At 54.5% G+C, this 23,318-nt stretch carries 21 protein-coding genes and 1 tRNA gene; 6 read left to right on the top strand and 16 right to left on the bottom strand.

Features of this window, described 5'->3' with window-relative positions; translation table 11 throughout:
• Nucleotides 1-18: 18 nt before the first annotated feature.
• Nucleotides 19-711, bottom strand: coding sequence for a helix-turn-helix transcriptional regulator (locus PJL69_RS11585; RefSeq protein ID WP_271309790.1), 693 nt, complete (start codon nucleotides 709-711; stop codon nucleotides 19-21).
• Nucleotides 712-794: 83 nt separating this feature from the next.
• Between PJL69_RS11585 and PJL69_RS11580 the strand changes: the two genes are divergently transcribed.
• Entirely contained in the window at nucleotides 795-1,529 is a 735-nt protein-coding gene (locus PJL69_RS11580) for a glutathione S-transferase family protein (protein WP_271309789.1), read from the top strand.
• On the opposite strand, the gene rnr is transcribed toward PJL69_RS11580, so the two are convergent.
• From rnr to dapE, 3 genes are all read right to left on the bottom strand, one after another.
• On the bottom strand, nucleotides 1,510-3,771 hold the full coding sequence (gene rnr / locus PJL69_RS11575) for a ribonuclease R (protein ID WP_271309788.1): 2,262 nt from the start codon (nucleotides 3,769-3,771) through the stop codon (nucleotides 1,510-1,512). The genes PJL69_RS11580 and rnr overlap by 20 nt on opposite strands.
• Before the next feature lie 112 nt (nucleotides 3,772-3,883).
• The gene (locus PJL69_RS11570; protein ID WP_271309993.1) at nucleotides 3,884-4,441 is read right to left on the bottom strand and encodes a TIGR04282 family arsenosugar biosynthesis glycosyltransferase; all 558 of its coding nucleotides are present in this window, start codon (nucleotides 4,439-4,441) and stop codon (nucleotides 3,884-3,886) included.
• 34 nt (nucleotides 4,442-4,475) lie between these two features.
• Nucleotides 4,476-5,621, bottom strand: coding sequence for a succinyl-diaminopimelate desuccinylase (gene dapE, locus PJL69_RS11565; RefSeq protein ID WP_271309787.1), 1,146 nt, complete (start codon nucleotides 5,619-5,621; stop codon nucleotides 4,476-4,478).
• Between the two features lie 289 nt (nucleotides 5,622-5,910).
• Between dapE and PJL69_RS11560 the strand changes: the two genes are divergently transcribed.
• A complete protein-coding gene (locus PJL69_RS11560) occupies nucleotides 5,911-7,476 on the top strand; it encodes a Hint domain-containing protein (RefSeq protein ID WP_271309786.1) in 1,566 nt (521 codons plus the stop codon).
• A gap of 62 nt (nucleotides 7,477-7,538) precedes the next feature.
• Nucleotides 7,539-8,645, top strand: a complete 1,107-nt coding sequence (locus PJL69_RS11555; RefSeq protein ID WP_271309785.1) for a Hint domain-containing protein — start codon at nucleotides 7,539-7,541, stop codon at nucleotides 8,643-8,645.
• A gap of 17 nt (nucleotides 8,646-8,662) precedes the next feature.
• Here the strand turns inward: PJL69_RS11555 and PJL69_RS11550 are convergent, their stop codons facing one another.
• From PJL69_RS11550 to PJL69_RS11540, 3 genes are all read right to left on the bottom strand, one after another.
• The gene (locus PJL69_RS11550) at nucleotides 8,663-9,028 is read right to left on the bottom strand and encodes a hypothetical protein (protein ID WP_209097810.1); all 366 of its coding nucleotides are present in this window, start codon (nucleotides 9,026-9,028) and stop codon (nucleotides 8,663-8,665) included.
• Between the two features lie 282 nt (nucleotides 9,029-9,310).
• Nucleotides 9,311-10,138, bottom strand: coding sequence for a 2,3,4,5-tetrahydropyridine-2,6-dicarboxylate N-succinyltransferase (dapD, locus tag PJL69_RS11545; protein ID WP_271309784.1), 828 nt, complete (start codon nucleotides 10,136-10,138; stop codon nucleotides 9,311-9,313).
• A 78-nt stretch (nucleotides 10,139-10,216) separates the two neighbouring features.
• On the bottom strand, nucleotides 10,217-11,140 hold the full coding sequence (locus tag PJL69_RS11540; RefSeq protein ID WP_271309783.1) for a threonine/serine dehydratase: 924 nt from the start codon (nucleotides 11,138-11,140) through the stop codon (nucleotides 10,217-10,219).
• Between the two features lie 76 nt (nucleotides 11,141-11,216).
• Here PJL69_RS11540 and PJL69_RS11535 point away from each other — a divergent pair, with 76 nt between their 5' ends.
• Nucleotides 11,217-12,050, top strand: a complete 834-nt coding sequence (locus PJL69_RS11535; RefSeq protein ID WP_271309782.1) for a TIGR00730 family Rossman fold protein — start codon at nucleotides 11,217-11,219, stop codon at nucleotides 12,048-12,050.
• A gap of 68 nt (nucleotides 12,051-12,118) precedes the next feature.
• Here PJL69_RS11535 and PJL69_RS11530 read toward each other — a convergent pair whose 3' ends face one another.
• The 3 genes from PJL69_RS11530 to mutS form a co-directional block, all read right to left on the bottom strand.
• Nucleotides 12,119-12,508, bottom strand: coding sequence for a phage holin family protein (locus PJL69_RS11530; protein WP_271309781.1), 390 nt, complete (start codon nucleotides 12,506-12,508; stop codon nucleotides 12,119-12,121).
• A gap of 71 nt (nucleotides 12,509-12,579) precedes the next feature.
• On the bottom strand, nucleotides 12,580-13,773 hold the full coding sequence (gene rlmN / locus PJL69_RS11525; RefSeq protein WP_209097805.1) for a 23S rRNA (adenine(2503)-C(2))-methyltransferase RlmN: 1,194 nt from the start codon (nucleotides 13,771-13,773) through the stop codon (nucleotides 12,580-12,582).
• A 107-nt stretch (nucleotides 13,774-13,880) separates the two neighbouring features.
• Complete coding sequence (gene mutS, locus PJL69_RS11520) at nucleotides 13,881-16,496, bottom strand: DNA mismatch repair protein MutS (protein WP_271309992.1); 2,616 nt, start codon at nucleotides 16,494-16,496, stop codon at nucleotides 13,881-13,883.
• Nucleotides 16,497-16,676: 180 nt separating this feature from the next.
• On the opposite strand from mutS, the gene PJL69_RS11515 reads away from it, so the two are divergent.
• On the top strand, nucleotides 16,677-17,546 hold the full coding sequence (locus tag PJL69_RS11515) for a ribokinase (protein WP_271309780.1): 870 nt from the start codon (nucleotides 16,677-16,679) through the stop codon (nucleotides 17,544-17,546).
• 21 nt (nucleotides 17,547-17,567) lie between these two features.
• Here the strand turns inward: PJL69_RS11515 and msrA are convergent, their stop codons facing one another.
• The 5 genes from msrA to PJL69_RS11490 all read right to left on the bottom strand — a co-directional run bounded on the left by msrA (nucleotide 17,568) and on the right by PJL69_RS11490 (nucleotide 22,115).
• A complete protein-coding gene (gene msrA / locus PJL69_RS11510; RefSeq protein WP_271309991.1) occupies nucleotides 17,568-18,230 on the bottom strand; it encodes a peptide-methionine (S)-S-oxide reductase MsrA in 663 nt (220 codons plus the stop codon).
• Between the two features lie 108 nt (nucleotides 18,231-18,338).
• Nucleotides 18,339-19,016, bottom strand: a complete 678-nt coding sequence (locus PJL69_RS11505; RefSeq protein ID WP_271309779.1) for a sugar transferase — start codon at nucleotides 19,014-19,016, stop codon at nucleotides 18,339-18,341.
• Nucleotides 18,986-19,738 (bottom strand): NAD-dependent epimerase/dehydratase family protein, encoded by a 753-nt coding sequence (locus PJL69_RS11500; protein WP_271309778.1) that lies wholly within the window; start codon nucleotides 19,736-19,738, stop codon nucleotides 18,986-18,988. Before PJL69_RS11500 ends, PJL69_RS11505 begins: the two co-directional genes overlap by 31 nt.
• A gap of 355 nt (nucleotides 19,739-20,093) precedes the next feature.
• Nucleotides 20,094-20,375, bottom strand: a complete 282-nt coding sequence (locus PJL69_RS11495; protein ID WP_271309777.1) for an SCP2 sterol-binding domain-containing protein — start codon at nucleotides 20,373-20,375, stop codon at nucleotides 20,094-20,096.
• 516 nt (nucleotides 20,376-20,891) lie between these two features.
• Entirely contained in the window at nucleotides 20,892-22,115 is a 1,224-nt protein-coding gene (locus PJL69_RS11490; protein ID WP_209097800.1) for an argininosuccinate synthase, read from the bottom strand.
• Between the two features lie 216 nt (nucleotides 22,116-22,331).
• On the opposite strand from PJL69_RS11490, the gene PJL69_RS11485 reads away from it, so the two are divergent.
• Nucleotides 22,332-22,407 (top strand) — tRNA-Thr (locus tag PJL69_RS11485).
• A 12-nt stretch (nucleotides 22,408-22,419) separates the two neighbouring features.
• Here PJL69_RS11485 and PJL69_RS11480 read toward each other — a convergent pair.
• The gene (locus PJL69_RS11480; RefSeq protein WP_333781876.1) at nucleotides 22,420-23,217 is read right to left on the bottom strand and encodes a metallophosphoesterase family protein; all 798 of its coding nucleotides are present in this window, start codon (nucleotides 23,215-23,217) and stop codon (nucleotides 22,420-22,422) included.
• Nucleotides 23,218-23,318: the final 101 nt, after the last annotated feature.

Genomic DNA, 23,318 nt, shown 5'->3' with positions numbered 1-23,318 from the left:
ATAAGCGCGAGGATTTGCCTATCTGGGATTTTCTGTGTGCAAACGCTGCTTAAATTCCCGCAACATCGGGATACGATTTGGCCGAAATGAACGCTCGGTTACCACCAGGCTGGACATGCGATCCAAACGAAACGCACGGAAATCATTCCGCAAATGACAGAAAGCCAACAGACAATGTGCGGTTTTCATGAAGACAATCGAAAGAGGATCGGCGGTGCGGGTTGTGTAGGCACCCTGTGCATCGGCATAGTCAAACCCCACCGTCCGCTCTTCCCAAGCTGCTTGTCGCAACACACTTGCGTCAATGCCCGGTGCGGGCGGTTTTTCAAACCGACGTGCCGATAAAACTGCGTGTTGAAGGCGGTGAGATTGGCCCTCTGGAAGCCGGGACTTCAGTTTATTGAGAGCTGACCTTGCAGCCGCTGCAAGTGCAGGATCACCAACTTCTCTCACTTCATTTAAACCGACCACCAAGGCTTCGATTTCTTCTGGTAAGAACCCGAGAGGGGGCAGCGTGGCATCTTCTACCAGCGTGAAGCCAAACCCAGCCTCGCCATCAATCACAGCCCCCAGCGCACGCAGACTGTCGATATCACGATAGATGGTGCGCTCTGAAACACCCGTTTCCTGCGCAAGGATGTGTGCTGTGGCGGGTGACGGCAAATCCCGTAAGGCTTGCATGAGTTGGAACAGTCGATCGGTACGGCTCATAATTTCTGATACTGCACCCAACTGACAAAAACTGACAAGAGGCCCGGTTACTTCTTGCACAGCATTTGACCAAGGAGAGAGACATGCACCTCGTTATGTTCCCCGGCGATACCGCCATGCCAACCTATTCGCCATTTTGTCTGAAAGCCCTGTGCCTGTTGGAAATGGCTGGAGAGGACTGGCAACCCGAGTACACAACAGACGTAACCGAGGGGCCGCTCGGGAAGCTGCCTTTCTTGCGATATGAGGAGCGTCTGATCCCGGATAGCTCCAACATTGAGGATTTTCTGACAGGGCGCGGCGCTGACTTTTACCCAGGTTTGTCACACACACAGATCTGCCAAGCGCATGCACTGAAGTCGATGGTTGAACATAGCCTTGTTCTGGGCATGGTGCATGATCGCTGGTTGCATCCAGACGTTTGGCCAATCATGCGAGAAGCCTTCTTTGCCGAAGCGCCAAGCGATTTGAGAGACACGCTCGCAGATCAAGCACAAGAAAGCGTGCGGTCGGCGCTTATGGCGCAGGGCATTGCACGCTTCTCTGCCGAAGACAGACAGGCGCGATTTGACAAGGATCTTGCCGCACTGGACGCAACATTGGGGGGACAGCCTTTTCTGTTTGGTGCACATCCCACAGCAGCGGACGCCTCGATTGCGCCGGTTCTGGACATGATCCAACGCCTGCCCGCGGACACGGATTTGCGCCGTGCGGTGGAGGCCAACCCCCGTTTCAAACCCTATGTTGATCGGGTGCGCGCGAGCATCTACCCAGACATATCACGCTACCGTCCGGTGCTCACTTCCGCTGCCGAGTGACCTTGCGTTTGGTCTTGGCCGCCTTGTGCTTTGCCTTGGCGGCCTTGCGCCGTGGTGGACCGCCACGACGGTTTTTTCCGCCACGTCCCGCACGTTTCACCAATTCGCCATCCAGCGAAATCAGTTCCAGTGCGATGCCCCCTGTCACTGGGGCGGCTTCTGTCAAACGTGTGGTTACGCGCTGGCCCAGACCAATCACGATCCCCGTATCAGAGCCAGTCAGCGTATTGGTTTCCGCATCAAAATGGAAATATTCCCGCCCTAGCTCACGCATGGGGATCAGACCATCTGCGCCGGTTTCATCGAGTTTCACAAAGACGCCAAAACGTGCAATTCCGCTGATCCGGCCAGTGAACTCATTGCCGATCCGCTCTGACATATAGGCGGCGAGATAACGATCCGTGGTGTCACGCTCCGCCAGCATGGAACGGCGCTCGGTGTCGGAAATATGGGTTGCCGTGTTTTCAAGCCGCTCGATGGTTTCCGGCGTCAGGCCATCATCCCCCCAGCCATGCGAGGAGATCAGCGCCCGGTGCACGATCAGATCGGCATAACGCCGGATCGGCGAGGTGAAATGGGCATAGGCCCGCAACGCAAGGCCAAAGTGACCAAAGTTCTGTGGGGTATAATAAGCCTGCGTCATCGACCGCAGCGTGGACAGGTTGATCAGCTCAGCCTGTTCCGTACCTGCTGCAGCGTCGAGGAGTTGGTTCAGATGCCGGGTCTGCAGCACTTGCCCTTTTGCCAGAGTAAGTCCGGCCGCTTGCGCCGTGTCGCGCAATGAATTTAGCTTTTCGGGGCTTGGCTCTTCGTGCACGCGGAATAGAAGTGGAGAGGCCTTCGCAATCAACGTTTCGGCGGCGCAGACATTGGCAAGTACCATCAACTCTTCGATCAGCTTATGGGCGTCAAAGCGATCCCGGAAGTTCACCGAAAGCACATCGCCTTTGTCAGAGAGCTCGATCTTGCGCTCTGGCAGATCCAGCGCCAGAGGTTGGCGCGCCTCGCGCGCTTTGGTAAGCGCAGCATAAGCGGCATATAGCGGGGTGATCACGCTTTCCATGAGGGATGCGCAACGCTCATTTGGATGCCCATCTTGGGCCTGCTGCACCTCGCCATAATGCAGCGACGCCACGGAGCGGATCATCGCTCGACAGAAACGATGGCTGATCTTTTTGCCATGCGCATCAATCTGAATACACAGCGCAATAACGGCGCGAGGCACACCTTCGTGTAGAGAGCAAAGATCCCCAGACAGGCGATCGGGCAACATTGGCACCACGCGATCGGGGAAATAGGAGGAGTTGCCACGTTTGCGCGCTTCGCGGTCCAGCGCGGTGTCTGGCGTCACGTATTGCGCCACATCGGCAATCGCCACCCACAGCACATGGCCCCCCACGTTTTTGGGGTCGTCATCCGCATGGGCCCAACAGGCATCATCGTGATCGCGTGCATCCGCAGGATCAATTGTGACAAATGGCATATCGCGCAAATCATCGCGTTTCCCAAGCGGGGCAGGTTTGGCTTTGTCCGCCTCCGCAACGACGTCATCAGGAAAGGTGTCAGGGATCCCATGCTGATGGATGGCGATCAGAGAAACAGATTTGGGCGCGCTTGGATCACCAAGGCGGCTGACGACACGTGCGCGGGGCAAGCCAAGGCGCCCTCGTGGGCCAACTTGTTCCGCCTCTACAAGCTCTCCCTCTTTCGCACCTGCCGCTTGATCACTGGCGACGGACCACTCTTTGCCGTCGCCCTTATCAATTGGGACAATACGCCCGCCTTCGGCGGTCTTACGAAACACGCCCAAGACACGGCGCGGATTGGTGCCAATCCGGCGAATGAGCCGGGCTTCATATTGGAAACTCTCTTCGGATACCTCAGTCAGACGACCCAAGATACGATCCCCCTGCCCCAGAGCAGGGTCGGACCCACGCGGGAGCACCAAGATCAATGGAGCATCCCCATCGCCGTGCCATTCTAATGGCCGGGCAAAGAGATCTCCGTCTTCATTTGGGCCCGTAATCTGCAATACGGAAACCGGGGGCAAGGTATCGGGATCACGATAGGTCTTACGCCGTCTTTGCAAGTGGCCCTCGGCTTCAAGCTCTTTCAGAAGCCGCTTCAGATCAATACGCGCAGCGCCTTTGATGCCAAAGGCTTTGGCGATGTCACGTTTGGAGGTGAGGGTCGGGTTTTCGGAAATCCACTCAAGAACTTCCTCTTTGGAGGGCATAGGCATGAAGCTGGCCTAACACGGCCGGGCGGAGAGGTCTACGCGAAGAAATCAAAGGGTCAGCCCCCTCTTGGGCCTGCGGCTCCGTTCATCGCCGGGATACTTGCAGAATGAACAGCTACACGCGCGCGAGATCTGCGGCCGTGTCCACATCCGCAAGCGTCGCAACCGTGGCAATCTTCGCATCCGGCAGTGTTGCACGGCTGTCGGCCAATGCGTGTTCGGTTGACCAGCGTACATTTTCAAACAGCGACGGAGGCTGCGGCGCATTGCGCTTCAAGCCAACCAGCCAAAAGCCGCCATCCGGCGCTGGCCCGAAAACCGCATCATGATTGCCCAGCGCACGAAACGCCTCATTGATACGCGCTGGCGTGATCCCCGGAATGTCAGCGCCGATGATACAAACAGGTCCGGGAGGCATGGAATAAAACTGGCGTGCCATACGCGCGCCGAGATCGCCTTGACCCTGAGGGATGCGGGGAAGATGGTTCGGCCAAACACGAGAGATCAGCCCAGCGCGATCTGGCGCCACGGCAAGGAGGAGATCCCAGCGTGGATCTTCCAGTCGCTTCAAGAGGGCCGCAGATTGGTGCCGGAACCACCATGCCGAGGCTGTCATACCGATGTCGCGGCCCAAGCGCGTTTTCACGCGGCCAGGCTTTGGCTCTTTGAGCATCACAATGAGGCGCTGGCGACAAGCTGGGCCAGTTTTAGCTGAAGTAGTCACGCAAAATCCGGCTATAGATGTCTTTGAGTTGATGGATCTGTGCAACCGGCACCTGCTCGTCCACCTGATGCATGGTTTTGCCAACAAGACCAAACTCGACCACTGGGCAATGGTGCTGTACGAAACGGGCATCTGATGTGCCCCCGGATGTAGAGAGCTCTGGCTTGCGCCCTGTTTCCGCCTCTACCGCTGCAGCGACCAGATCAGACAAGGCACCCGGAGGTGTGATAAAGCTCTCACCTGATATTTTCACATCCATATCAATGCCAACACCAGTCTGATCCGACAGTTGGTCCGCTGTTTGCCGCATCCATTCCGTCAAAGAAGCGCCAGAGTGCGCATCATTGAAGCGGATATTGAGTGTCGCGCGGCATTCTGCAGGAATCACATTGGTCGCAGGGTTGCCTGTATCCATCGTGACAACGGCGAGCGTGGAGGCATCAAAGTGGTCTGTTCCGTCATCAAGGGTGTGGCTTGCGAATTGATCCATAAGCCGTGCCATCACAGGCACCGGATTGTTGGCGCGATGCGGATAGGCGGAATGACCTTGAACACCAGTGAAAGTGAAATACGCGGTGAGCGAGCCACGTCGACCGATTTTCATCATCTCCCCCATCTCATTGGGGCAGGTGGGTTCACCAACCAAACAAACCGTCATTTGCTCATTTTCTTGGTCCATATACTCCAAGAGCGCGGTGGTGCCATCTAAGGCATCGCCCTCTTCATCTCCCGTGATGGTCAGGACAATCGCACCGTCTGGAGGCGTGTTGGTGACAAAATCGATGGCGGCTGCGGCAAAGGCAGCGATACCTGATTTCATATCTGTGGCGCCGCGACCAAAAAGGATGCCGTCTTTTTCTTCTGCACCAAATGGATCTACAGACCATGCGGCTTCGTCCCCAACCGGCACAACATCGGTGTGCCCGTTAAAGCCGAAGGTTTGAGCATGACCTTTTTCTCCCCATCGGGCGAATAGATTGCTGATCCCGCCGCGATCAACCCGGGTGCAGCTAAACCCGGCATCAGACAACAACGCTTCCAAAAGCACCAATGCGCCCCCTTCCTGCGGCGTTACCGAGGGGCAGCGAATCAGATCGGCGGTCAGTTTGGCAGCGTCTATCGCGGTCATTTGAGCTTCCTTCGTTGTGTTCTCCGACTTGTCGCACAGGCAGCAAGGACCGGAAAGCCACATTTTGGTCACAAATAAGCGGGGAGCACCGTCAAACACTTAACAAACTGTAAATTATGCAGTTACCTGAAAGATAACAAAAAATCGACCGAGGCAGGTCACCAGCAGTTCGGCGCGAAGCCACCCTCATTGAAAATCAACACAAAGTTGAAACATGAGGATTTACAATCACCCGGATAAATCCGGGGGCTGATGTGTGGCATGCCTGTGCGAAGCAGGGATAAGCGACATGCCAAGATTGCCAATAAACACAGGCGCATCTGCACTTGATATGGCTCAGACCATCTTTGGTGATGATGTCACGATTGAATCGGCATCGTACAGTGGACAAGGCTCTTCTTCAGGGATCTACTCTGATGGCGACGCCATTTCGGGCGGTGTTACGCCAAGCGACACCGGAGTGATCCTCTCAACCGGTCGGGCGAGCAACTTTACCAACAGGTTTGGTGCCTTCAACCAGCGCGGCAACCGCTCCAGCGATACAAACGGCGAAGACAACAACCCTGAGTTCAATGCGATTGCAGGCGCTTCGACATTTGATGCCGCCTATCTGGACGTCTCTTTTACCGCAACTGAAGCAAGCCAAATGACCATGCAGTTTGTCTTTGCTTCTGAGGAATATCCTGAGTTCACAAACTCAGTGTATCAAGACTTTGTCGCTGTTTCTGTCAACGGCACCTATGTTCCTTTGGCGATTGGCGATGGGGACGTTGACCCGCGCAACATCAACAGTGGCAGCAATGAAAGTCTGTTTGTCGACAACACCGGCAGCACCTTCAACACGGAGATGGATGGGTTTACCCAGACCATGACCCTAAAGTTCAACATCACGCCCGGTTTGAACACCATTCGCATCGTAATTGCAGATGTATCTGACAGCAGCTATGACAGCTCGCTTTTGATTGCAGCAGACTCGCTTCAGACTTCGTTGATTGCCAATGCTGACACGGTGAATCTGCCGATTGACGGAACGCGCACCGTCGATGTTTTGGCCAATGATGTGAACAACACCGGCAATTCACTCACCATCACGCATATCTCAGGTCAGCCTGTTTCAGCAGGCAGCACCATCACTTTGCCGAGTGGGCAGAAGATACTCGTCAACGCAGATGGAACCCTGACACTTGAAGGCGACGGTGACGAGGAACAGGTCAACTTTTCCTACACAGTGGACGATGGCAACGGCACCACAGATGTTGGGTTTGTAACCGTTAATCAGGCTCCCTGTTTTACAGCTGGCACCTTTATCCGCACACCGCAAGGGGACGTTCCCGTTGAGTGCCTTAAGGTAGGTGACGCCGTTGAAACACTGGACAATGGGGCGCAACCCATTCGTTGGATCGGGCGCCGCGAAGTCCCTGCCGAAGGGAATATGGCGCCCATTCACATTGCGGCAAACACCTTTGGAAAACACCGCAGCCTTAAGCTGTCGCCGCGGCACCGCGTTCTAATGCAGAACGCCTGGGCCGAGCTTCTGTTTGGAGAAGAGCAGGTTTTGGTGGCCGCGCGCGATTTGGTAAACGATCACTCAGTGCGGCGCGTGCCTGGGGGCACCGTGGAATACGTGCATATCCTTTTTGATGAACATCAGATCGTTTTTTCGGAAAACCTTCCGACAGAAAGTTTTTTGCCGGGACCACAAACTGCTTCGAGTTTTGAGGCCGAAATCGTGGATGAGATTTGCACGATTTTTCCGGAAATTGACCGAGAGTCAGGCGAAGGCTACGGCCCAATGGCACGGCGCGGACTGCGCAGCTATGAGGCAGCTGCCATGGCCCATTTGGCAGCGGAGTGAGCCAACATGCGACAAGAGTGGCAAACTTCGGGACACCAGCCGCATTTTGAAAGGGCTGCTAGATGAGTTGGGTCAGCCTGCTTGATCACAGCCGTGCGCTCTATAATCGCGCTGGCCTCGCAAAGTCCCATCAAATGGCCAGCGCCAGCGCAACTTTATCTGCGACAAGTGTTGAACTGGAAATGCCAAGAGGCAGCTTGGTCCTTGAGATGCAGAGCGCGGAGTGTGAGCAACCACAAACCATGTTTGCGCTTCGTACGGGCGAGCCCAACGGCCTTCAATTGTCACTTCAGGCCGTTCCAGGCGGTGGCTTGATCCTAGTGATCAATCGTGGGCAGCACACTTGCCATGCAGCGATCAATCTAGACACACTCGGGCGATCAGACGTTCTGCGCATCACCTACTCCTGGGATCTCAAAGCGAGGCTTGGGCGTCTTTCAGTGGAGCAGCCTGGAACTTTTCGAATGGCCCAGCGCGCGATCAGTACACCTGTTGGTTTGCGACATAGCGATTTTCAGATCTGCACCAAACACCCCGAAACACACGTTTTGGCGGAGGAGGTCTCTTACGTTGCGGTGTCCGACCGCATTGAGCCGATCGGTCCGATGCCGAGCCTGTCCCTTCAAACCCCTATAATGACAGATCGCGGGTACCGCTCTGCTGGCAGTCTCAAGCGCGGCGACGTTGTTAAAACCGCAAATGGTATGCTCGTTCCTGTGCTCGCAAACATCATACGCACTGTCCCGGCGGCAGGTCTTTTCGCGCCCGTCAGACTCCGCGCACCGTTTTTGGGGCTGACCCAGGACATTGTGACCAGTCACACCCAAAATCTCGTGCTTGGAGGAAGCCGCGTAGAATACATGTTTGGCACCGAGCATGTGCTGATCCCGGCAGGGCATCTGCTTCATGGGAACGCAGCAACACACCTGCCTGAAGTTCCATTGGCGACATACTGCCAGCTTCTGTTGCCAAACCATGCTGCAGTTATGGTTGCTGGTACTTTCCTTGAAAGCTTGGATATTGGTCGCATTCGCCGAAAGCCTGACCTTTTGAAAGCCAGCATGCTTTCTGATTACCCAAAAGCGAAGCTGCCAGAACATTCGCAGTCTGCCTACCCTGTGCTGCGAGAGTTTGATGCACTTACTTTAGCAGAACAGCGCGCTGCATAGAAAAAGACGGTTCAGAACTAATGCTCTGTTCCCTCTCCCTCACTTTCTTCACCATGAAAGAACGGAGTCATCTGCGCAACCACAACAGAGTTCTCTTCTAGCGCACGCTGCATCAGTCCGCGCTCATGACCGTCAATTTCATGCCCTTGAGCTTCGCGCTCTTCAACCGTGCCATAGCCTGTAACATCCAGAGGGTTGAGATCGGCTTGTTTCAGAATTGCGACGGTTTCGCGGACTGCCTCAGCCTCGTCGATGCCGCTGGCATAAATCATCAGCGCGCCGCCTGTCGCATCCTCAGGCAAGCCATCCCCGTCCTTGCGACCAACCTGAACCAACAGGGTATAGACTTGTTGCCGCGTTTTCTTTTTCTTGTCCTGGGTCATGACGTCGCCTTCTCTGCTTGATCCGGCCTTAGCCTGACCCTGTGCAGCCGGTCAACCGCTCAGCCAGATTTAGCCAGCTTTAACGCGCATCTATAGCCCTCTGTTACGGGTATTTGAGCGGTCAAAGCGGCTTTAAGCGCTGATGCGCTTGTACGATTTGGCCAAAATCCATTGGCAGCTTTGCTCCGTGACCGAAAGAAACCTACGTAACATCCACAACAAAAAAGGCGCTCGAACCTTCGAGCGCCTTTTGAGTTTTTTAAGATCCGAGCACAGTTCCGCTTAGTCGCGAAGCAACTCATTGATGCCCGTTTTGGAACGCGTTTTTTCATCAACGCGTTTCACGATCACCGCGCAATACAGGCTCACGCCGTTTTTGGAAGGCATAGAACCAGCAACAACCACCGAATAAGGCGGCACTTCGCCATACATCACTTCGCCGGTTTCACGATCCACAATTTTGGTGGATTGGCCAATGAACACGCCCATGCCCAGCACAGAGCCTTCGCGTACAATACAGCCTTCGACCACTTCAGAACGTGCGCCGATGAAGCAGTTGTCTTCGATGATGGTTGGGCCTGCCTGCATGGGCTCCAGTACGCCGCCGATACCAACGCCGCCGGAAAGGTGCACATTTTTGCCGATCTGCGCGCAGGATCCAACAGTGGCCCAGGTATCGACCATAGTGCCTTCGTCAACATAGGCGCCAAGGTTCACAAAAGACGGCATCAACACCACACCTGGCGCGATATAAGCAGATTTGCGCACAACGCAGTTGGGAACAGCACGGAAGCCAGCCGCCTCCCATTGGGTTTCGCCCCAGCCTTTGAACTTGCTGTCGACTTTGTCCCACCAACCGGAACCTTGTGGGCCACCCTCTTGCAGCTCCATGTCTTTGATGCGGAACCCCAGCAGGACAGCTTTCTTGGCCCATTGGTTCACATGCCAGTCACCGCTTTCCAGCTTTTCCGCGACGCGCAGGCTGCCGCTGTCCAGCGCATTCAGCGTGTCTTCGATGGCTTCGCGGGTTTCGCCGGTGGTGGCAGAGGTGATTGTGTCGCGCGCATCCCATGCGGCTTCGATGGCTTGTTCCAGTTGGGCATTAGACATGTCTGTAGGCTCCGGATGTCTTGAGTTCACATTTACTTAACGAGATCGGAGGCAGCCGTCACCTCCTCTTTGCGACCATTATTGCATCGGATCGGGCGCGATATTGGCACCACAGAGCAGCACCGCCACTTTTTCGCCCGGTGCAGGCACGTAGGCGCCTGACATGAGTGCCGCGAGCGCGGTAGCTCCGGCAGGCTCAACAAGCTGGCGGCGCTCCTGCCAGAGCGCTTTCTGCGCGCGTGTGATGGCCTCATCCGTGACCAGAACAGACTCGGTACCGGTTGAAACCGCCAAATCATAGCAGATCTGACCAATGCGTTTGGCGCCCAGTGCATTTGCTGCAACGCCCGACACTTCCACATCAACCGGCGCACCAGAAGAGATTGCAGCATTGAGAGCGCAAGAGGTTTCAGGCTCCACCGCGATCACCCGACGGCGTCCATCAAACCACGCCATGGCACCGGCAATCAGACCGCCCCCTCCGACGGCAATCAGCACTGTGTCAGCCTCAAGCCCCTGCTCTTCCCACTCCAGTGCCACTGTGCCTTGCCCGGCAACAGTGCCAAGCGCATCATAGGCGTGAATTTGCATTGCACCGGTTTCTGCTTCATAGGCAAGCGCCTGCTCCAAAGCGTCCGAATACGCCCCGGGGACGACCTGCAAATCCGCCCCTGCATCCCGAATAAGAGAAACTTTTGAAGGGCCTGCCATCTCTGGAACATAGATCCGCGCCTTATGCCCCAGTTGATGGGCTGCATACGCCACAGCAGCACCATGATTGCCACCGGAAGCGGCAACCAGACCTGCCTCAGGAACCTCTTGAGACAACAACGTGTTAAATGCCCCTCGCGCCTTGAAGGTACCCGTATGCTGGATATGCTCGAGCTTCAATTCAATGCTGTGATCAACGCCAAAGGAGCGGTCCACCTTCATCACAGGTGTGCGCACAACATGCCCTTTGATGCGCCCCGCAGCAGCTTCGATTTCAGCGGTCCAATCCATTTTAGCGTCCCTGTTACTGGCTTTGTTAACGCGAACCCTATAGGTCTGAGATACACGCGCAAGTAAGGACCGACACATGCACGACGATCGCCCCCATCCCCTTTCCGATGCACATTCAGATCGTGAAACGGCCGCACATGTCCCAGACACACCCCAAACCCGTGCCCCCTCTTATCGGTTGGCATTTGCCGATGAAGATTTCCTCTGCCGCGATGAGTTGCGCCCCGTACGCCTGCAGCTTGAATTGCTGAAGCCAGAGCTGGCGCTTGATGCGCATGGCATCGAAAGCACCGTTGTTCTTTTTGGCGGCGCGCGCATTCCGGAGCCTTCCCAAAAAGACACCGCGCGGACGCAAACACTAGCGGATTTGTCCTCCTTTTATGACGAGGCGCGAAAGTTTGCGGAGATTGTGACCAAGGCCAGCGATGGCCGCAAAAACGTGATTGTGACGGGGGGTGGCCCTGGTGTTATGGAAGCGGGCAACCGCGGCGCAATGGATGCCGGCGGACGCTCTATTGGTCTCAATATTGTCTTGCCGCATGAACAGGCGCCAAACGAGTATGTCTCACCGGATCTGTGCTTTAACTTCCATTACTTCGCGATCCGCAAGATGCATTTCCTAATGCGCGCTCGTGCGATCTGCGTCTTCCCGGGTGGATTTGGCACACTGGATGAATTGTTTGAAGCGCTTACGCTTATCCAGACCGGTCGTATGCAACGCGTTCCATTCCTGCTGTTTGGTCGTGCGTTCTGGGAGAAGATCATCAATTGGGACGCGTTGTCAGACGCGGGCACTATTTCTGCTGACGATCTTGAGCTCTTTCAGTTTGTAGAAACCGCAGAAGAAGCTGTGGATGCGCTCAACAACTGGAAAGACTACTCCAGAAGAGATCAAATTCCAGGTCGCTGAAATACAAAGCAAAAGGCGCACCGACATACGCGGTGCGCCTCACCAATGATTTTAGAACGTTGATCCGGCTACGGCTTGGGCTTTGGTTGCGCCAAAGATGGGAAAAGGTATTTCGGCAACAGCACGCCCGCCACCAACGCACCAAGCCAGACAATCAATGTCGCCGCCAAGAGGTTGGCGACGCCTCCGATAGCAAAATCACTCACCAAGAGTTCTGTGATCAACAAGCCTGCGAAAGTCACGACCAGAGAGATCCCGCCAAGCAATTCAGGGATCTTCTTTTCCGAAACTTTCCGAATGATTGGCAGCAGCATAACCGACACAACTGTGAACACCAGAACCACAATAACGCCGCCAAGCAATCCAATCGAAAAGCCTGGCAATAACAGGCTTGCCAACACCAAGCCTATGGCATTGGCAATCAAATGGGCGGCGGAAGACAAAACAAACTTTGGCATAGGATGCCTCTCCAAATAGAAATCATCCCAAGGTTAGCGAATTTCTTTTGTCGATCCAAGCTGTTGCGTGATCAGCCTCTTGCCACGCCCGCTTCTGCCTCAATCTGCTTACGCGACTTGCGCGCGCGCTCGGTGGCAGACTTAAGCTGACCACACGCCGCCATAATGTCTTCCCCGCGTGTTTTGCGGATCGGAGACGCATAGCCCGCTTGATAGATGATGTTGGCAAACGCGCGGATGCGATTATTAGAGCTGCGCTTGTACGGCGCGCCGGGCCATTCATTGAACGGAATCAGATTGATCTTCGCCGGTATGTTGTAGCGCTTGATATGATCGATAAGGCGGTGGGCGTCTTCGTCGGTGTCATTCACGCCATCCAGCATCACATATTCAAACGTGATGCGTTCTGAGTTGGACACTTTGGGATAGTCCGCAAGCGCCTGCAGCAGTTCATCAATTTTCCAGCGTTTGTTGATCGGCACCAGAACATCACGCACATCATCAGTTGTTGCATGGAAAGAGATCGCCAACAGGCATCCGATTTCTTCGGCTGTGCGCGCAATTTCCGGCACCACGCCAGATGTAGACAGGGTGATACGGCGACGGGACAAGGAGATCCCTTCGGGGTCCATGGCGATCTTCATCGCATCGCGCACATTATCGAAGTTATAGAGTGGCTCGCCCATGCCCATGAGCACGATATTGGACAGAAGACGCGTTTCATCCTTTGGCGCACCGGGCACAGGCCATTCGTTCAGATCGTCACGCGCCATCATGAGCTGGCCGATGATTTCAGCGGCAGTGAGATTGCGCACCAATTTCTGGGTGCCGGTGTGACAGAACGAGCAAGTCAGCGTGCAGCCGACCTGTGAGGAGATACAAAGCGTGCCGCGATCGTCCTCGGGGATGTAGACCACCTCAACCTCATGACCCCCGGCGATGCGCACCAGATATTTGCGTGTGCCATCCTCAGACACCTGTTTGGTGATCACCTCTGGAATGGCAATCTCAAACACCTCATCCAATTCAGCGCGATAGGCTTTGGACAGGTTGGTCATCTCATGAAAATCGCGCACGCCCCATTGATAGATCCACTGCCAGATCTGGCCGACGCGCATCTTGGCCTGCTTTTCCTTCGTGCCATTCGCAATCAGCACATCGCGCATCTGATCACGCGTCAATCCAACCAGATTGATTTTGCCACCTTCGGGCAGCTTGCGAGGAATGGTCATCACGTCCTGCGTGATTGGCGCGGAGGTACTCATGGCTCTGGGACTCATCTGGGAATTTAAGCGGTGCAGATACACCATTTAGGGCGTTTTGCAAACATTGCCAGATTTAGGGTAAAGAACCGAGCTTTCGCGCGCTGAAATCACGCTTCTGCCAGATCCTTCAACTCGTAAATCAGATTCAACGCATCGCGCGGGCTCAAACTGTCTGGGTGAACATCCGCCAGTTTTTCCTGAAGAGGTGTTGGACCAACAGGCTCCGCTGCGACGGGTGCGGGGCTTGCAGCAAACAAAGGCAAGTCGTCGATCAAAGCTTTTTGGGCCTGTCCTTCCCTTTCCCCTTTCTCCAGAGCATCCAGCACGACGCGCGCGCGTGCAACCACCGCTGCCGGCAAACCCGCAAGCTGCGCAACCTGCACACCATAAGACCGATCTGCCGCACCCTGAGTAACTTCGTGGAGGAAAATCACTTCTCCTTCCCATTCACGCACCGCAACTGTTGCGTTGTCCACACCAGCCATTTTCCCGGCCAGCTGCGTCATCTCATGGTAGTGCGTCGCAAACAGCGCGCGAGACTTATTCACATCATGCAAATGCTCCAGCGTTGCCCAAGCAATGGAAAGCCCGTCATAAGTTGCGGTCCCCCGCCCAATCTCATCCAGAATGACCAAAGCCCGGTCATCTGCCTGATTGAGGATGGCCGCGGTCTCAACCATTTCCACCATAAATGTAGACCGTCCGCGTGCGAGATCATCGCTTGCGCCAACGCGGCTGAAAAGCTGACTGACCAAACCAATCCGCGCACTGTCTGCTGGGACAAAGCTCCCCATCTGCGCAAGCAATGCAATCAAAGCGTTCTGGCGCAAAAAGGTCGATTTACCTGCCATGTTAGGGCCAGTCAGCAACCAAATGCTTGCGGCCTCGCCGCCCGAAAGATCACAATCATTGGCAACAAACGGATTGCCCGTTTTGCGCAAGGCCGCTTCGACAACTGGGTGCCGCCCCCCTTCGATGAAGAAGTCACGACTTTCATTGACCTCAGGGCGCGTCCAGTTCTCATTTGCAGCAAGTTCAGCCAAAGCCGCAGAAAGATCGAATTCTGCAAGCGCTCTAGAGGTCGCAGAAACCTCGGCAGAACGCTGCAAAATTGCAGACTTTAAGGTGTCATAGAGCCGTTTTTCGATCTCGAGTGCCCGGTTTCCAGCATTCAAAATCTTGGTTTCCATTTCACTCAGCTCTACCGTGGTGAAACGCACCTGATTGGCGGTGGTCTGTCGATGAATAAAGGTTTCAGAAAGCGGTGGCGACATCATCGCATCCGCGTGCTTCGCCGTGGTTTCGATGAAATAGCCCAGCACATTGTTATGCTTGATCTTCAGAGCGGTAATTCCGGTTTGCTCTGAATATTGCGCCTGCATTCCGGCGATCACACCACGACCTTGGTCACGCAGCTCACGGCTCTCATCAAGGTCTTCATCAAAGCCCGGCGCAATGAATCCGCCATCGCGCGCCAACAACGGAGGCTCTGCAATCAGCGCCTCCTCAAGAAGGTCAAGCAACTCATCGTGGCCTTGCAACGCCCGCTGCGCAGCGGCCAAATCGTCCGGCAACTCCTTTTCGAACTCTTTTTCAGCGAGCAAATGCGCTTGGCCCAACCCATTTCGAATGGCTGCGAGATCCCGCGGCCCGCCACGATCCAAAGCCAAACGCGACAATGCCCGATCCAAGTCCGGAACCTTTCGCAGTGCCTCACGCAGATCACCTGCTTCGGCGCGCTGCTCTGCCATAAAAGTCACGGCATCCAAGCGCCCACGTATCGCAGACAGTCGCATCGATGGCGACGACAAACGCTGCTCCAGAAGACGCGCACCACCGGCAGTCACTGTCCGATCTATTGTTGCGAGCAGAGATCCAGCCCGACCGCCGGAGAGGCTGGCTGTCAGCTCCAAATTCCGTCGTGTCGCAGCATCTATTTGCATTACGCCCTGCGTCGCTTCACGGACCGGCGGCTGCAACAGTGGAAGCTTGCCTTTTTGGGTCAGCTCCAAATAGTCGACAATCGCTCCAAGCGCCCCAGCTTCGGGACGAGAGAACATACCGAAAGCTTCCAGAGAATACGCTTTAAACAGTGCTGAAACCCGTTTTTCCGCTGAAACAGAGTCGAAACTTCCACGTGATACCGATGTCAGTGGCACGCCCATATCATCAACAATTGGCCCCAGGTCAGTCTCGGACCCTTCTGCCACCAGAAGTTCGCTAGGCGCCAGACGGGCAAGTTCTGGCCCCAATCGCACCGGCGCCAACGGCATCACATGCAGCGCACCTGTGGAGATATCTGCCCAAGCCAACGCAGCCTCATCACGCACAACAGCGTAAGCTGCCAGAAAGTTGTGCCGCCGCGCATCTAGCAAACTGTCTTCTGTCAAAGTGCCAGGTGTGACCAAGCGCACGACATCGCGCTTAACAACCGCTTTGTAGCCGCGCTTTTTGGCCTCTGCCGGGCTTTCAAGCTGTTCACAGACAGCGACGCGAAATCCCTTACGAATGAGCGTCAGAAAATAGCCTTCTGCCGCATGGTGTGGCACCCCACACATGGGGATCTCATTGCCTTCGTGTTTGCCTCTTTTGGTCAACGCAATATCAAGAGCTTCTGCCGCCGCGACTGCGTCGTCAAAAAACATCTCATAAAAGTCACCCATCCGGTAAAATAAAAGCGCATCCTGATACTGCGCCTTGATATCCAGGTATTGCGCCATCATTGGCGTGACGCTCGGCTTGTCGCCCTTCACTGCTCAGACCCCCTAAGGTTTGGTTCTCCTCAGATAGCAAACCTCGGTCCCTATGGAAAAGCGCAAAACCTCGGGTAAGGTCATTGCGAATGGACAAGCGGACATTTTTTTGGTCGAAACCACACGGAAACAGAACGGCGGCGTATCCTTATGGCGATTTACAACCTCGGCTCAATAAACGCTGATTTTTTTTATCACGTCCCTCACCTGCCTGGTCCGGGGGAAACCCTTGCAGCAACGAAACTCACCCGTGGTCTCGGTGGTAAAGGGGCAAACATGAGTGTCGCAGCAGCACGTGCAGGCGCCCATACGATACATGTGGGCGCAGTGGGGCATGATGGGATTTGGGCTGCTGATCGCATGATGGAATTTGGTGTCGACACGCGCCATATTGCAAAATTGCCCGACACCCCAAATGGGCAAGCCCATATCTATGTCGATGAAGGCGGCGAAAACAGCATCGTTCTGTTTCAAGGCGCCAATCACAACATCCCCAATGAAACCATCTCTGCTGCGCTGTCTGAGGCCAGTACAGGCGACACATTTCTGATCCAGAATGAGACACTAAATCAGCCGGAAGCTGCTAAAATTGCGCGTGAACTTGGACTTTATGTCGCCTATGCGGCCGCTCCTTTTGATGCCGATGCCGTGGCCGCTGTACTGCCTTTTCTTGACTTTTTGATCCTCAATGAAGTCGAGGCAGAACAACTTGAAAGCGCCACAGGACAATCGCCGGCCGATCTTGGCGTTGCCGATGTCGTCATCACGCTTGGCGCTAAGGGCGCGCGCTGGCTGCACAACGGTGTTGGACGCGATTTTCCCTCAATGCCCGTTACTCCGGTGGATACCACGGGCGCCGGTGACACCTTTACTGGCTATGTATTAGCAGCCCGGGACCGTAAACTGCCAATGGAGCAGGCCATTGCGCTCGCCATGCGCGCAGCGGCGCTGATGGTGACCCGCCAAGGCACTGCAGATGTTATCCCTGATCTCAAAGAAGTGGATGAGGCGCGCTTCTAAGCGCGCCCGCCGCTAACGCATCTAGTGCCCAACAAATGGTGCAGCGTCTCCCCACAGGGCTTTCACGCGTGCATCCCGACCACAGGCTTTGCGATAACGTTTGTAGGCTTCACTCTGCTTTTTGGGACCAAAACGGGTGAGAACGATCTTGCTGCCTTTGTAGTAGTCCTGATGGTACGCTTCTGCCTCATAAAAGGGTCCAGCGGACAAAATGGGCGTCACGATCGTCTGCCCCAACTGCGCTTGGGCCTTTACTTTTGCCGCTTCAGCTTTTGTTTGTTCACTTGTGCTGGAAACAAATATGGCGGTGCGATAGCTGTCGCCCCGATCACAAAACTGTCCGCCGGCATCCGTAGGGTCTACAGAGCGGAAAAACAAATCCAGAAGCGTTTCACGTGAAACTTTTGCCGGATCAAAAGTGATTTCCACCGCTTCATAGTGTCCGGTGCCGCCTTTGGTTACCTGCTTGTAGCTTGGATTTGCAGTAGAACCGCCAATAAAGCCTGATCGCGCTTCTTTAACACCCTGAACGCTTTCAAAATCGCTCTCCACGCACCAGAAACACCCACCAGCGACAATCAGCGTTTCGCTATTCATCGCATGGGCGCGATCTCCGTGTGCCAGCGTTCCCAAAACAATAAAAGCTGAAAGGGCTGCTGTTTTCAGATTTTGCAATTTTTTCATCGGACAACTCCTTGCTGTCCCGATCCTGCTGTGACCGGCAAAGAGTCTCAATCCCATGAAACGTGTTGTCACACCAAGGTGAAGCTTGTTGAAAGCCAAAACGCGCGTTCAATCAGCCCTGAGTGCGGTTTCGATAAACAGGCGAGACCCGGCGAAATATGTCGCCACCGTCAATCTCTGATCGCTGCACAGCGTCCGTTGCTTTGCGTACAGCACGTCGAGACGAGCCTTGCGCGGCACGCAGCGGCGTTCGTAAACTGCCTCCGTCTCCTCCGCGGTCTCACACTGCGAGAGTAAACGCTCTTCGGTGCGATGATAGATCAGAGTAGCCAATCCGGTCACGCCTGGTCGGTCCTTCAGCACTTCTGTATAAAGGTCCGGAAACCTCTCAACATAACGACGTAAAGGCGGTCGCGGACCTACAAAGCTAATGTCACCACGCAAAATGTTGAGGAGCTGTGGTAGCTCATCCAACCGGTATTTGCGCAGAAATGCACCAATTTGTGTAATCCGATGGGCTTTGTCCCCACCAGATACGCCGCTGTCTGTATCAACGTTGGTCATTGTGCGGAATTTGAGAAGTTGAAATCCTTGCTCAGGCGTTTTCATGCGTTCAGACACATAAAATACAGGTCGCCCATCTTGGATCAGGATTAGCAATCCAATGAGGAGCATTACCGGCCATAAAAGCACGAGCAGAAACAACACCCAAACCAAATCCATGAGCCGCCGGCCCAACGTCGTTCCGCTGCCTGTCATGCCAAAGCCTTGCGCACTGCGCGCCATTCCTCAATCATCTGCGTTGCTGTCACACGCAGATCTGTTGGGGTCAACCGTTGAAGCTCTGAAACATCCAAAGAGACCTCCGCAATTGCGCTTTCAGGTGCGTCTACCCAGTCAAACGGATGATTGGCGGCCTCAAGTAAATTGTGCATGGCCACAGGTGCAGATGCAGCCACATTGAGCACATTTGGCGTGGACTGTTCGTTCAATACAGCCTCCACCGCAGTCCAGACAATTCTGGGTGTGACATAGCTGCGCTTTGGGCTCTCTCCATCTGCAAAACGATCAAGCGCCAATTGCCCTCCTCGCTCGATAGAGCCAAAAAGGCTATCAGCGCCCACAACATTTGATAGGCGTAGAATACTTGATTTGGGAGAAATTTCATTCGCTCCAAGAGACTGAAGCGCCACTTCTTCCATCGCGACTTTTGCCTCACCATAAGCGTTCGAAGGAAGGAGACTTGACGTTTCAGAGAGCATCTGACCGGGGCCATAAACCGCACTGCTTGAACAGTGGATGAGCTTGTCAGCACCACAAGCGATTGCAACATCTACAGCGCGCTTCGCCAATCGCGCATTCTGTGACAGATCGCCTCCGCCTGGAATTACGCCCCAAAGCGCTAGGACGGCATCTGCCCTTGGAAACTCGGTCGTTGCCTCTGTAAAGGTGAAGTCAACGCCATCGTCAGGTTTGCGTCCCGCCCAAATTGGCAGCCAATTGGGCAACAGAGAATTATCCTGTTGCTTTGTAGCGCGCATCAGGCGAGCGAGTTTCCCGGTTCCACCAAGAATAAGCAGAAATTTTGGATCACTCGAAGTGGCAAGGTCATTGTCATTTGTGCGCGTCACTCGTGGTGCCCCCAATGATTTTTCACCGCAAGTTGCCGACTGTGACAAGGAAACGTCCATCGACGTGTGAACATGTTTCAGGAGTTTACTACGTACGCCACAACAGATCGCTTGTCAGCTTTCCAGTTCTTCGCGTGAACAAAAATCACCTTCTGAAAATGAAAGCCCGCGAGTTACAACGCTTTTTAGTGAAGGCAGGTCCTCCTGCCTCCTCAAAAGACGATGAGAGTGCTTACGCCAGAAGTTGGCCCATTTTCATTGCAACCCCCATATCACCGGAAACTTTGAGCTTACCCAACATCAATGCCGTTGTTGGCTTTAGATCACCCGCCAGAAGCTTGGTCAGATTGTCAGCAGAGATTTTGATTGTGCAATCAGTTTCTCGATCTTCGACAGACGCTGTGCCATCTGCCAACACCAGTACCCCAACGTCACCACAATCAAATTTGAGCGTGCTGTCAAACGCTTTGTCTTTCAGCCCTTCGCGCATCTGCGCGGCAATCTCTTCCAGCATGTGTCCTCCCAAAAACGGTTAAATCCTAGCACTCAATCGCAGTCTCCATGCTATGTCGCAAGAGTTACGTGACACTGGTTACCCCAACGTTAAGTAGTCAAAAGCAAAGGGATAATCGATGACATACAGCGCATTTCAACGCTCTGGCCGAAAGTATCAAACAGATGGCCCATCCCGACATGTTTTGCCTGGCTGACAAGCGTTAGTGCCGCGCAAAGCCAACATGTCAGCTCCTAAGGAGACTCTAATGCGCTCACTGATCCTTTTCACCTGCCTGGCGACCGCCGTTTCCGCGTGTTCTCACTCCGGAACTTACCCCATCACTGGATGCGACAGTAACACAACTTACCCGCTGACTTGTAAGCCGCAGAAATCACAGGATCCGGTACACAAGATGGAATCGGCGCATTTTTATGTCGCTCACCACTGAACGAATACACGCCGAAACTTTTGTGTTGTGCTGGCACAAAAAACCCGCCCAAAGGGCGGGTTTTCAGCGTTTCAAACGTAAGACAGTCAGCTGTTACGTTTGTTGCGCATTGCAATCAGTTTCAGGCGCAACGCTTGCAACTGGATGAAGCCAGCTGCGTCTTTCTGATCGTAGGCACCAGCATCATCTTCAAATGTCACGTGCTCTTCAGAATAGAGCGAATAGTCAGACCAACGGCCTACAGTGGTTGCGCTGCCCTTGTAGAGCTTCACACGCACTGTACCTGTGACATGCTCTTGAGATTTGTCGATCGCCGCCTGCAGCATCTCACGCTCTGGCGAATACCAGAAGCCGTTGTAGATCAGCTCAGCATATTTCGGCATCAATTCATCTTTGAGGTGCATCGCGCCACGGTCCATGGTGATAGACTCGATGCCACGGTGCGCTTCCAGAAGCACGGTACCGCCTGGCGTCTCATAGATGCCGCGAGATTTCATACCAACGAAACGGCCTTCCACCAGATCCAAGCGGCCAATGCCGTGCTTGCCGCCATATTCGTTCAACTTGGTCAGGATGGTCGCAGGGCTCATCGCTTCGCCATTAATGCTGACGGCATCGCCCTTTTCAAAACCGATCTCGATAAATTCTGGCTCGTTTGGCGCGTCTTCAGGATGCACCGTGCGCTGGTACACATAGTCTGGCGCGGCAACGGCAGGATCTTCAAGCACTTTGCCCTCGGAAGACGTGTGCAGAAGGTTTGCATCCACAGAGAACGGGGCTTCGCCGCGTTTGTCTTTTGCGATCGGAATTTGGTGCTGCTCAGCAAAGTCGATCAACTTGGTACGGGAAGACAGATCCCATTCGCGCCAAGGCGCAATCACTTTGATGTCCGGGTTCAATGCATAAGCCGCCAGTTCAAAACGGACCTGATCATTGCCTTTGCCGGTTGCGCCGTGCGCCACCGCATCTGCGCCGGTTTCCTCAGCAATCTCAATCAGACGCTTGGAAATCAGGGGGCGGGCGATGGACGTGCCAAGCAGATAAAGCCCTTCATAGACCGCATTGGCGCGGAACATCGGGAAAACAAAATCGCGCACGAACTCTTCGCGGACATCTTCGATGTAGATGTTTTCGGGTTTGATCCCCAGAAGCTCGGCCTTTTGGCGCGCGGGTTCCAGCTCTTCGCCCTGACCCAGATCCGCGGTAAAGGTCACCACTTCGCAACCATATTCGGTTTGCAGCCATTTCAGGATGATCGAGGTATCCAGGCCACCGGAATAGGCGAGCACAACTTTTTTCGGAGCCGACATGTCTTAATCCTTCGTCCATATATCGCTCGCGCGATAACGGTTTTTGACCGTCTCGGCAAGATAAGCATCTAATTGAGGCCAGTATTGCCTGCCAACTGGCTCAGAATTGTTGAATTCGCACGATAGCACCTCACAAAAACGGGGAGAAAACGCACAAGCGTATCGCTGGATACTCTTGCGCGCCAAAGCACGAGCGTTTAAACGAGCTGCCTGAGTGCCTCAATAGCTCAGCTGGTAGAGCAGGTCCTTCGTAAGGACAAGGTCGGGGGTTCGAGTCCCTCTTGAGGCACCAGCTTTTCCAAAGCTAGATCTGGATTGCTGCGGGTATAAGAAGTTCGCGCCCGTTTGGACCCAAACGCCAAACTTGGTCCCCTTCAAACACCGCTGCTGAAATCGGATTTCCGTAACCAGCACCAGTATCCAAATTCACACGGTTTCCCCTGTGTTCGACAGCAGGCACCACGGTATGACCATGGACGACAAGCCAGGGGTGCTGGCGAGGATCATTCAAAAAGTCATCTCTGATCCAACATAAATCGTCTTCTGACTGTTTCGGCAAAGCAATCCCAGGTCGGATGCCTGCATGGACAAACAGGAGATGGCCAACTTGATGAAAGAAGGGCAGGTTTTCGATAAAGGCCATGTGTGATTGTGATACCTTGGCACGCGCTTCGGCGTGTATATCCCGTTCAGTGCGATCAGGGTGTACATCAACGCCATAGCTTGCGAGCGTTTCCCGGCCACCCAATCGCGGGTGCATCCAAGAAAGCTCTGCCCGCAACCGGGTGTCGTGTCTGGGTGTGTCTTCCATGAAGTACTGGAACATGCGGTCATGATTGCCCTTCACGACTTGCCAGTTTTTCTCCAGTTGACGGGCGTTTATCACCAGTTCGATCACACCTGAACTGTCCGGACCGCGATCTACAAGGTCGCCTAGAAAGACAATATTGGCGGTCGGCCCACCATCGGCTTCGATCCGTGCAATAACCTCAAGGAGTTTTTCGAGTTGGCCATGAACGTCCCCGATGGCGTAGATTGGATCTGTCATCAGTATTCTTCTTCGATTTTGTTGGTCAAAAAAATGCGATGCGTAGCGCTTCAACGCACCAACTCAATTTGGAAGCAAACGCTTCATGTTCACCCCCTCAATTCGCGCAGCCACTATTGATTGAAGATCATTGAACCACAAGCAAAGAAACTGCA

The organism is Shimia sp. MMG029 (genome assembly GCF_027947445.1).
In the GTDB taxonomy this organism is placed as follows: Bacteria; Pseudomonadota; Alphaproteobacteria; order Rhodobacterales; family Rhodobacteraceae; genus Shimia.
This window is presented reverse-complemented; position numbering and strand designations above follow the sequence as displayed.

Bases quoted from the DNA above. Each gene is read 5' to 3' on its own strand.
- PJL69_RS11580 (WP_271309789.1), top strand. From the start codon at position 795: ATGCACCTCGTTATGTTCCCCGGCGATACCGCCATGCCAACCTATTCG.
- dapD (WP_271309784.1), bottom strand. From the start codon at position 10,138: ATGTCTAATGCCCAACTGGAACAAGCCATCGAAGCCGCATGGGATGCG.
- rlmN (WP_209097805.1), bottom strand. From the start codon at position 13,773: ATGAGTACCTCCGCGCCAATCACGCAGGACGTGATGACCATTCCTCGC.
- PJL69_RS11550 (WP_209097810.1), bottom strand. From the start codon at position 9,028: ATGACCCAGGACAAGAAAAAGAAAACGCGGCAACAAGTCTATACCCTG.
- PJL69_RS11505 (WP_271309779.1), bottom strand. From the start codon at position 19,016: ATGGCGCGCAGTGCGCAAGGCTTTGGCATGACAGGCAGCGGAACGACG.
- PJL69_RS11495 (WP_271309777.1), bottom strand. From the start codon at position 20,375: ATGCTGGAAGAGATTGCCGCGCAGATGCGCGAAGGGCTGAAAGACAAA.
- PJL69_RS11530 (WP_271309781.1), bottom strand. From the start codon at position 12,508: ATGCCAAAGTTTGTTTTGTCTTCCGCCGCCCATTTGATTGCCAATGCC.
- PJL69_RS11490 (WP_209097800.1), bottom strand. From the start codon at position 22,115: ATGTCGGCTCCGAAAAAAGTTGTGCTCGCCTATTCCGGTGGCCTGGAT.
- PJL69_RS11585 (WP_271309790.1), bottom strand. From the start codon at position 711: ATGAGCCGTACCGATCGACTGTTCCAACTCATGCAAGCCTTACGGGAT.
- dapE (WP_271309787.1), bottom strand. From the start codon at position 5,621: ATGACCGCGATAGACGCTGCCAAACTGACCGCCGATCTGATTCGCTGC.
- PJL69_RS11540 (WP_271309783.1), bottom strand. From the start codon at position 11,140: ATGGATTGGACCGCTGAAATCGAAGCTGCTGCGGGGCGCATCAAAGGG.
- PJL69_RS11560 (WP_271309786.1), top strand. From the start codon at position 5,911: ATGCCAAGATTGCCAATAAACACAGGCGCATCTGCACTTGATATGGCT.
- mutS (WP_271309992.1), bottom strand. From the start codon at position 16,496: ATGATGGCGCAATACCTGGATATCAAGGCGCAGTATCAGGATGCGCTT.
- msrA (WP_271309991.1), bottom strand. From the start codon at position 18,230: ATGAAAAAATTGCAAAATCTGAAAACAGCAGCCCTTTCAGCTTTTATT.
- PJL69_RS11570 (WP_271309993.1), bottom strand. From the start codon at position 4,441: ATGCTCAAAGAGCCAAAGCCTGGCCGCGTGAAAACGCGCTTGGGCCGC.
- PJL69_RS11555 (WP_271309785.1), top strand. From the start codon at position 7,539: ATGAGTTGGGTCAGCCTGCTTGATCACAGCCGTGCGCTCTATAATCGC.
- PJL69_RS11515 (WP_271309780.1), top strand. From the start codon at position 16,677: ATGGCGATTTACAACCTCGGCTCAATAAACGCTGATTTTTTTTATCAC.
- rnr (WP_271309788.1), bottom strand. From the start codon at position 3,771: ATGCCTATGCCCTCCAAAGAGGAAGTTCTTGAGTGGATTTCCGAAAAC.
- PJL69_RS11535 (WP_271309782.1), top strand. From the start codon at position 11,217: ATGCACGACGATCGCCCCCATCCCCTTTCCGATGCACATTCAGATCGT.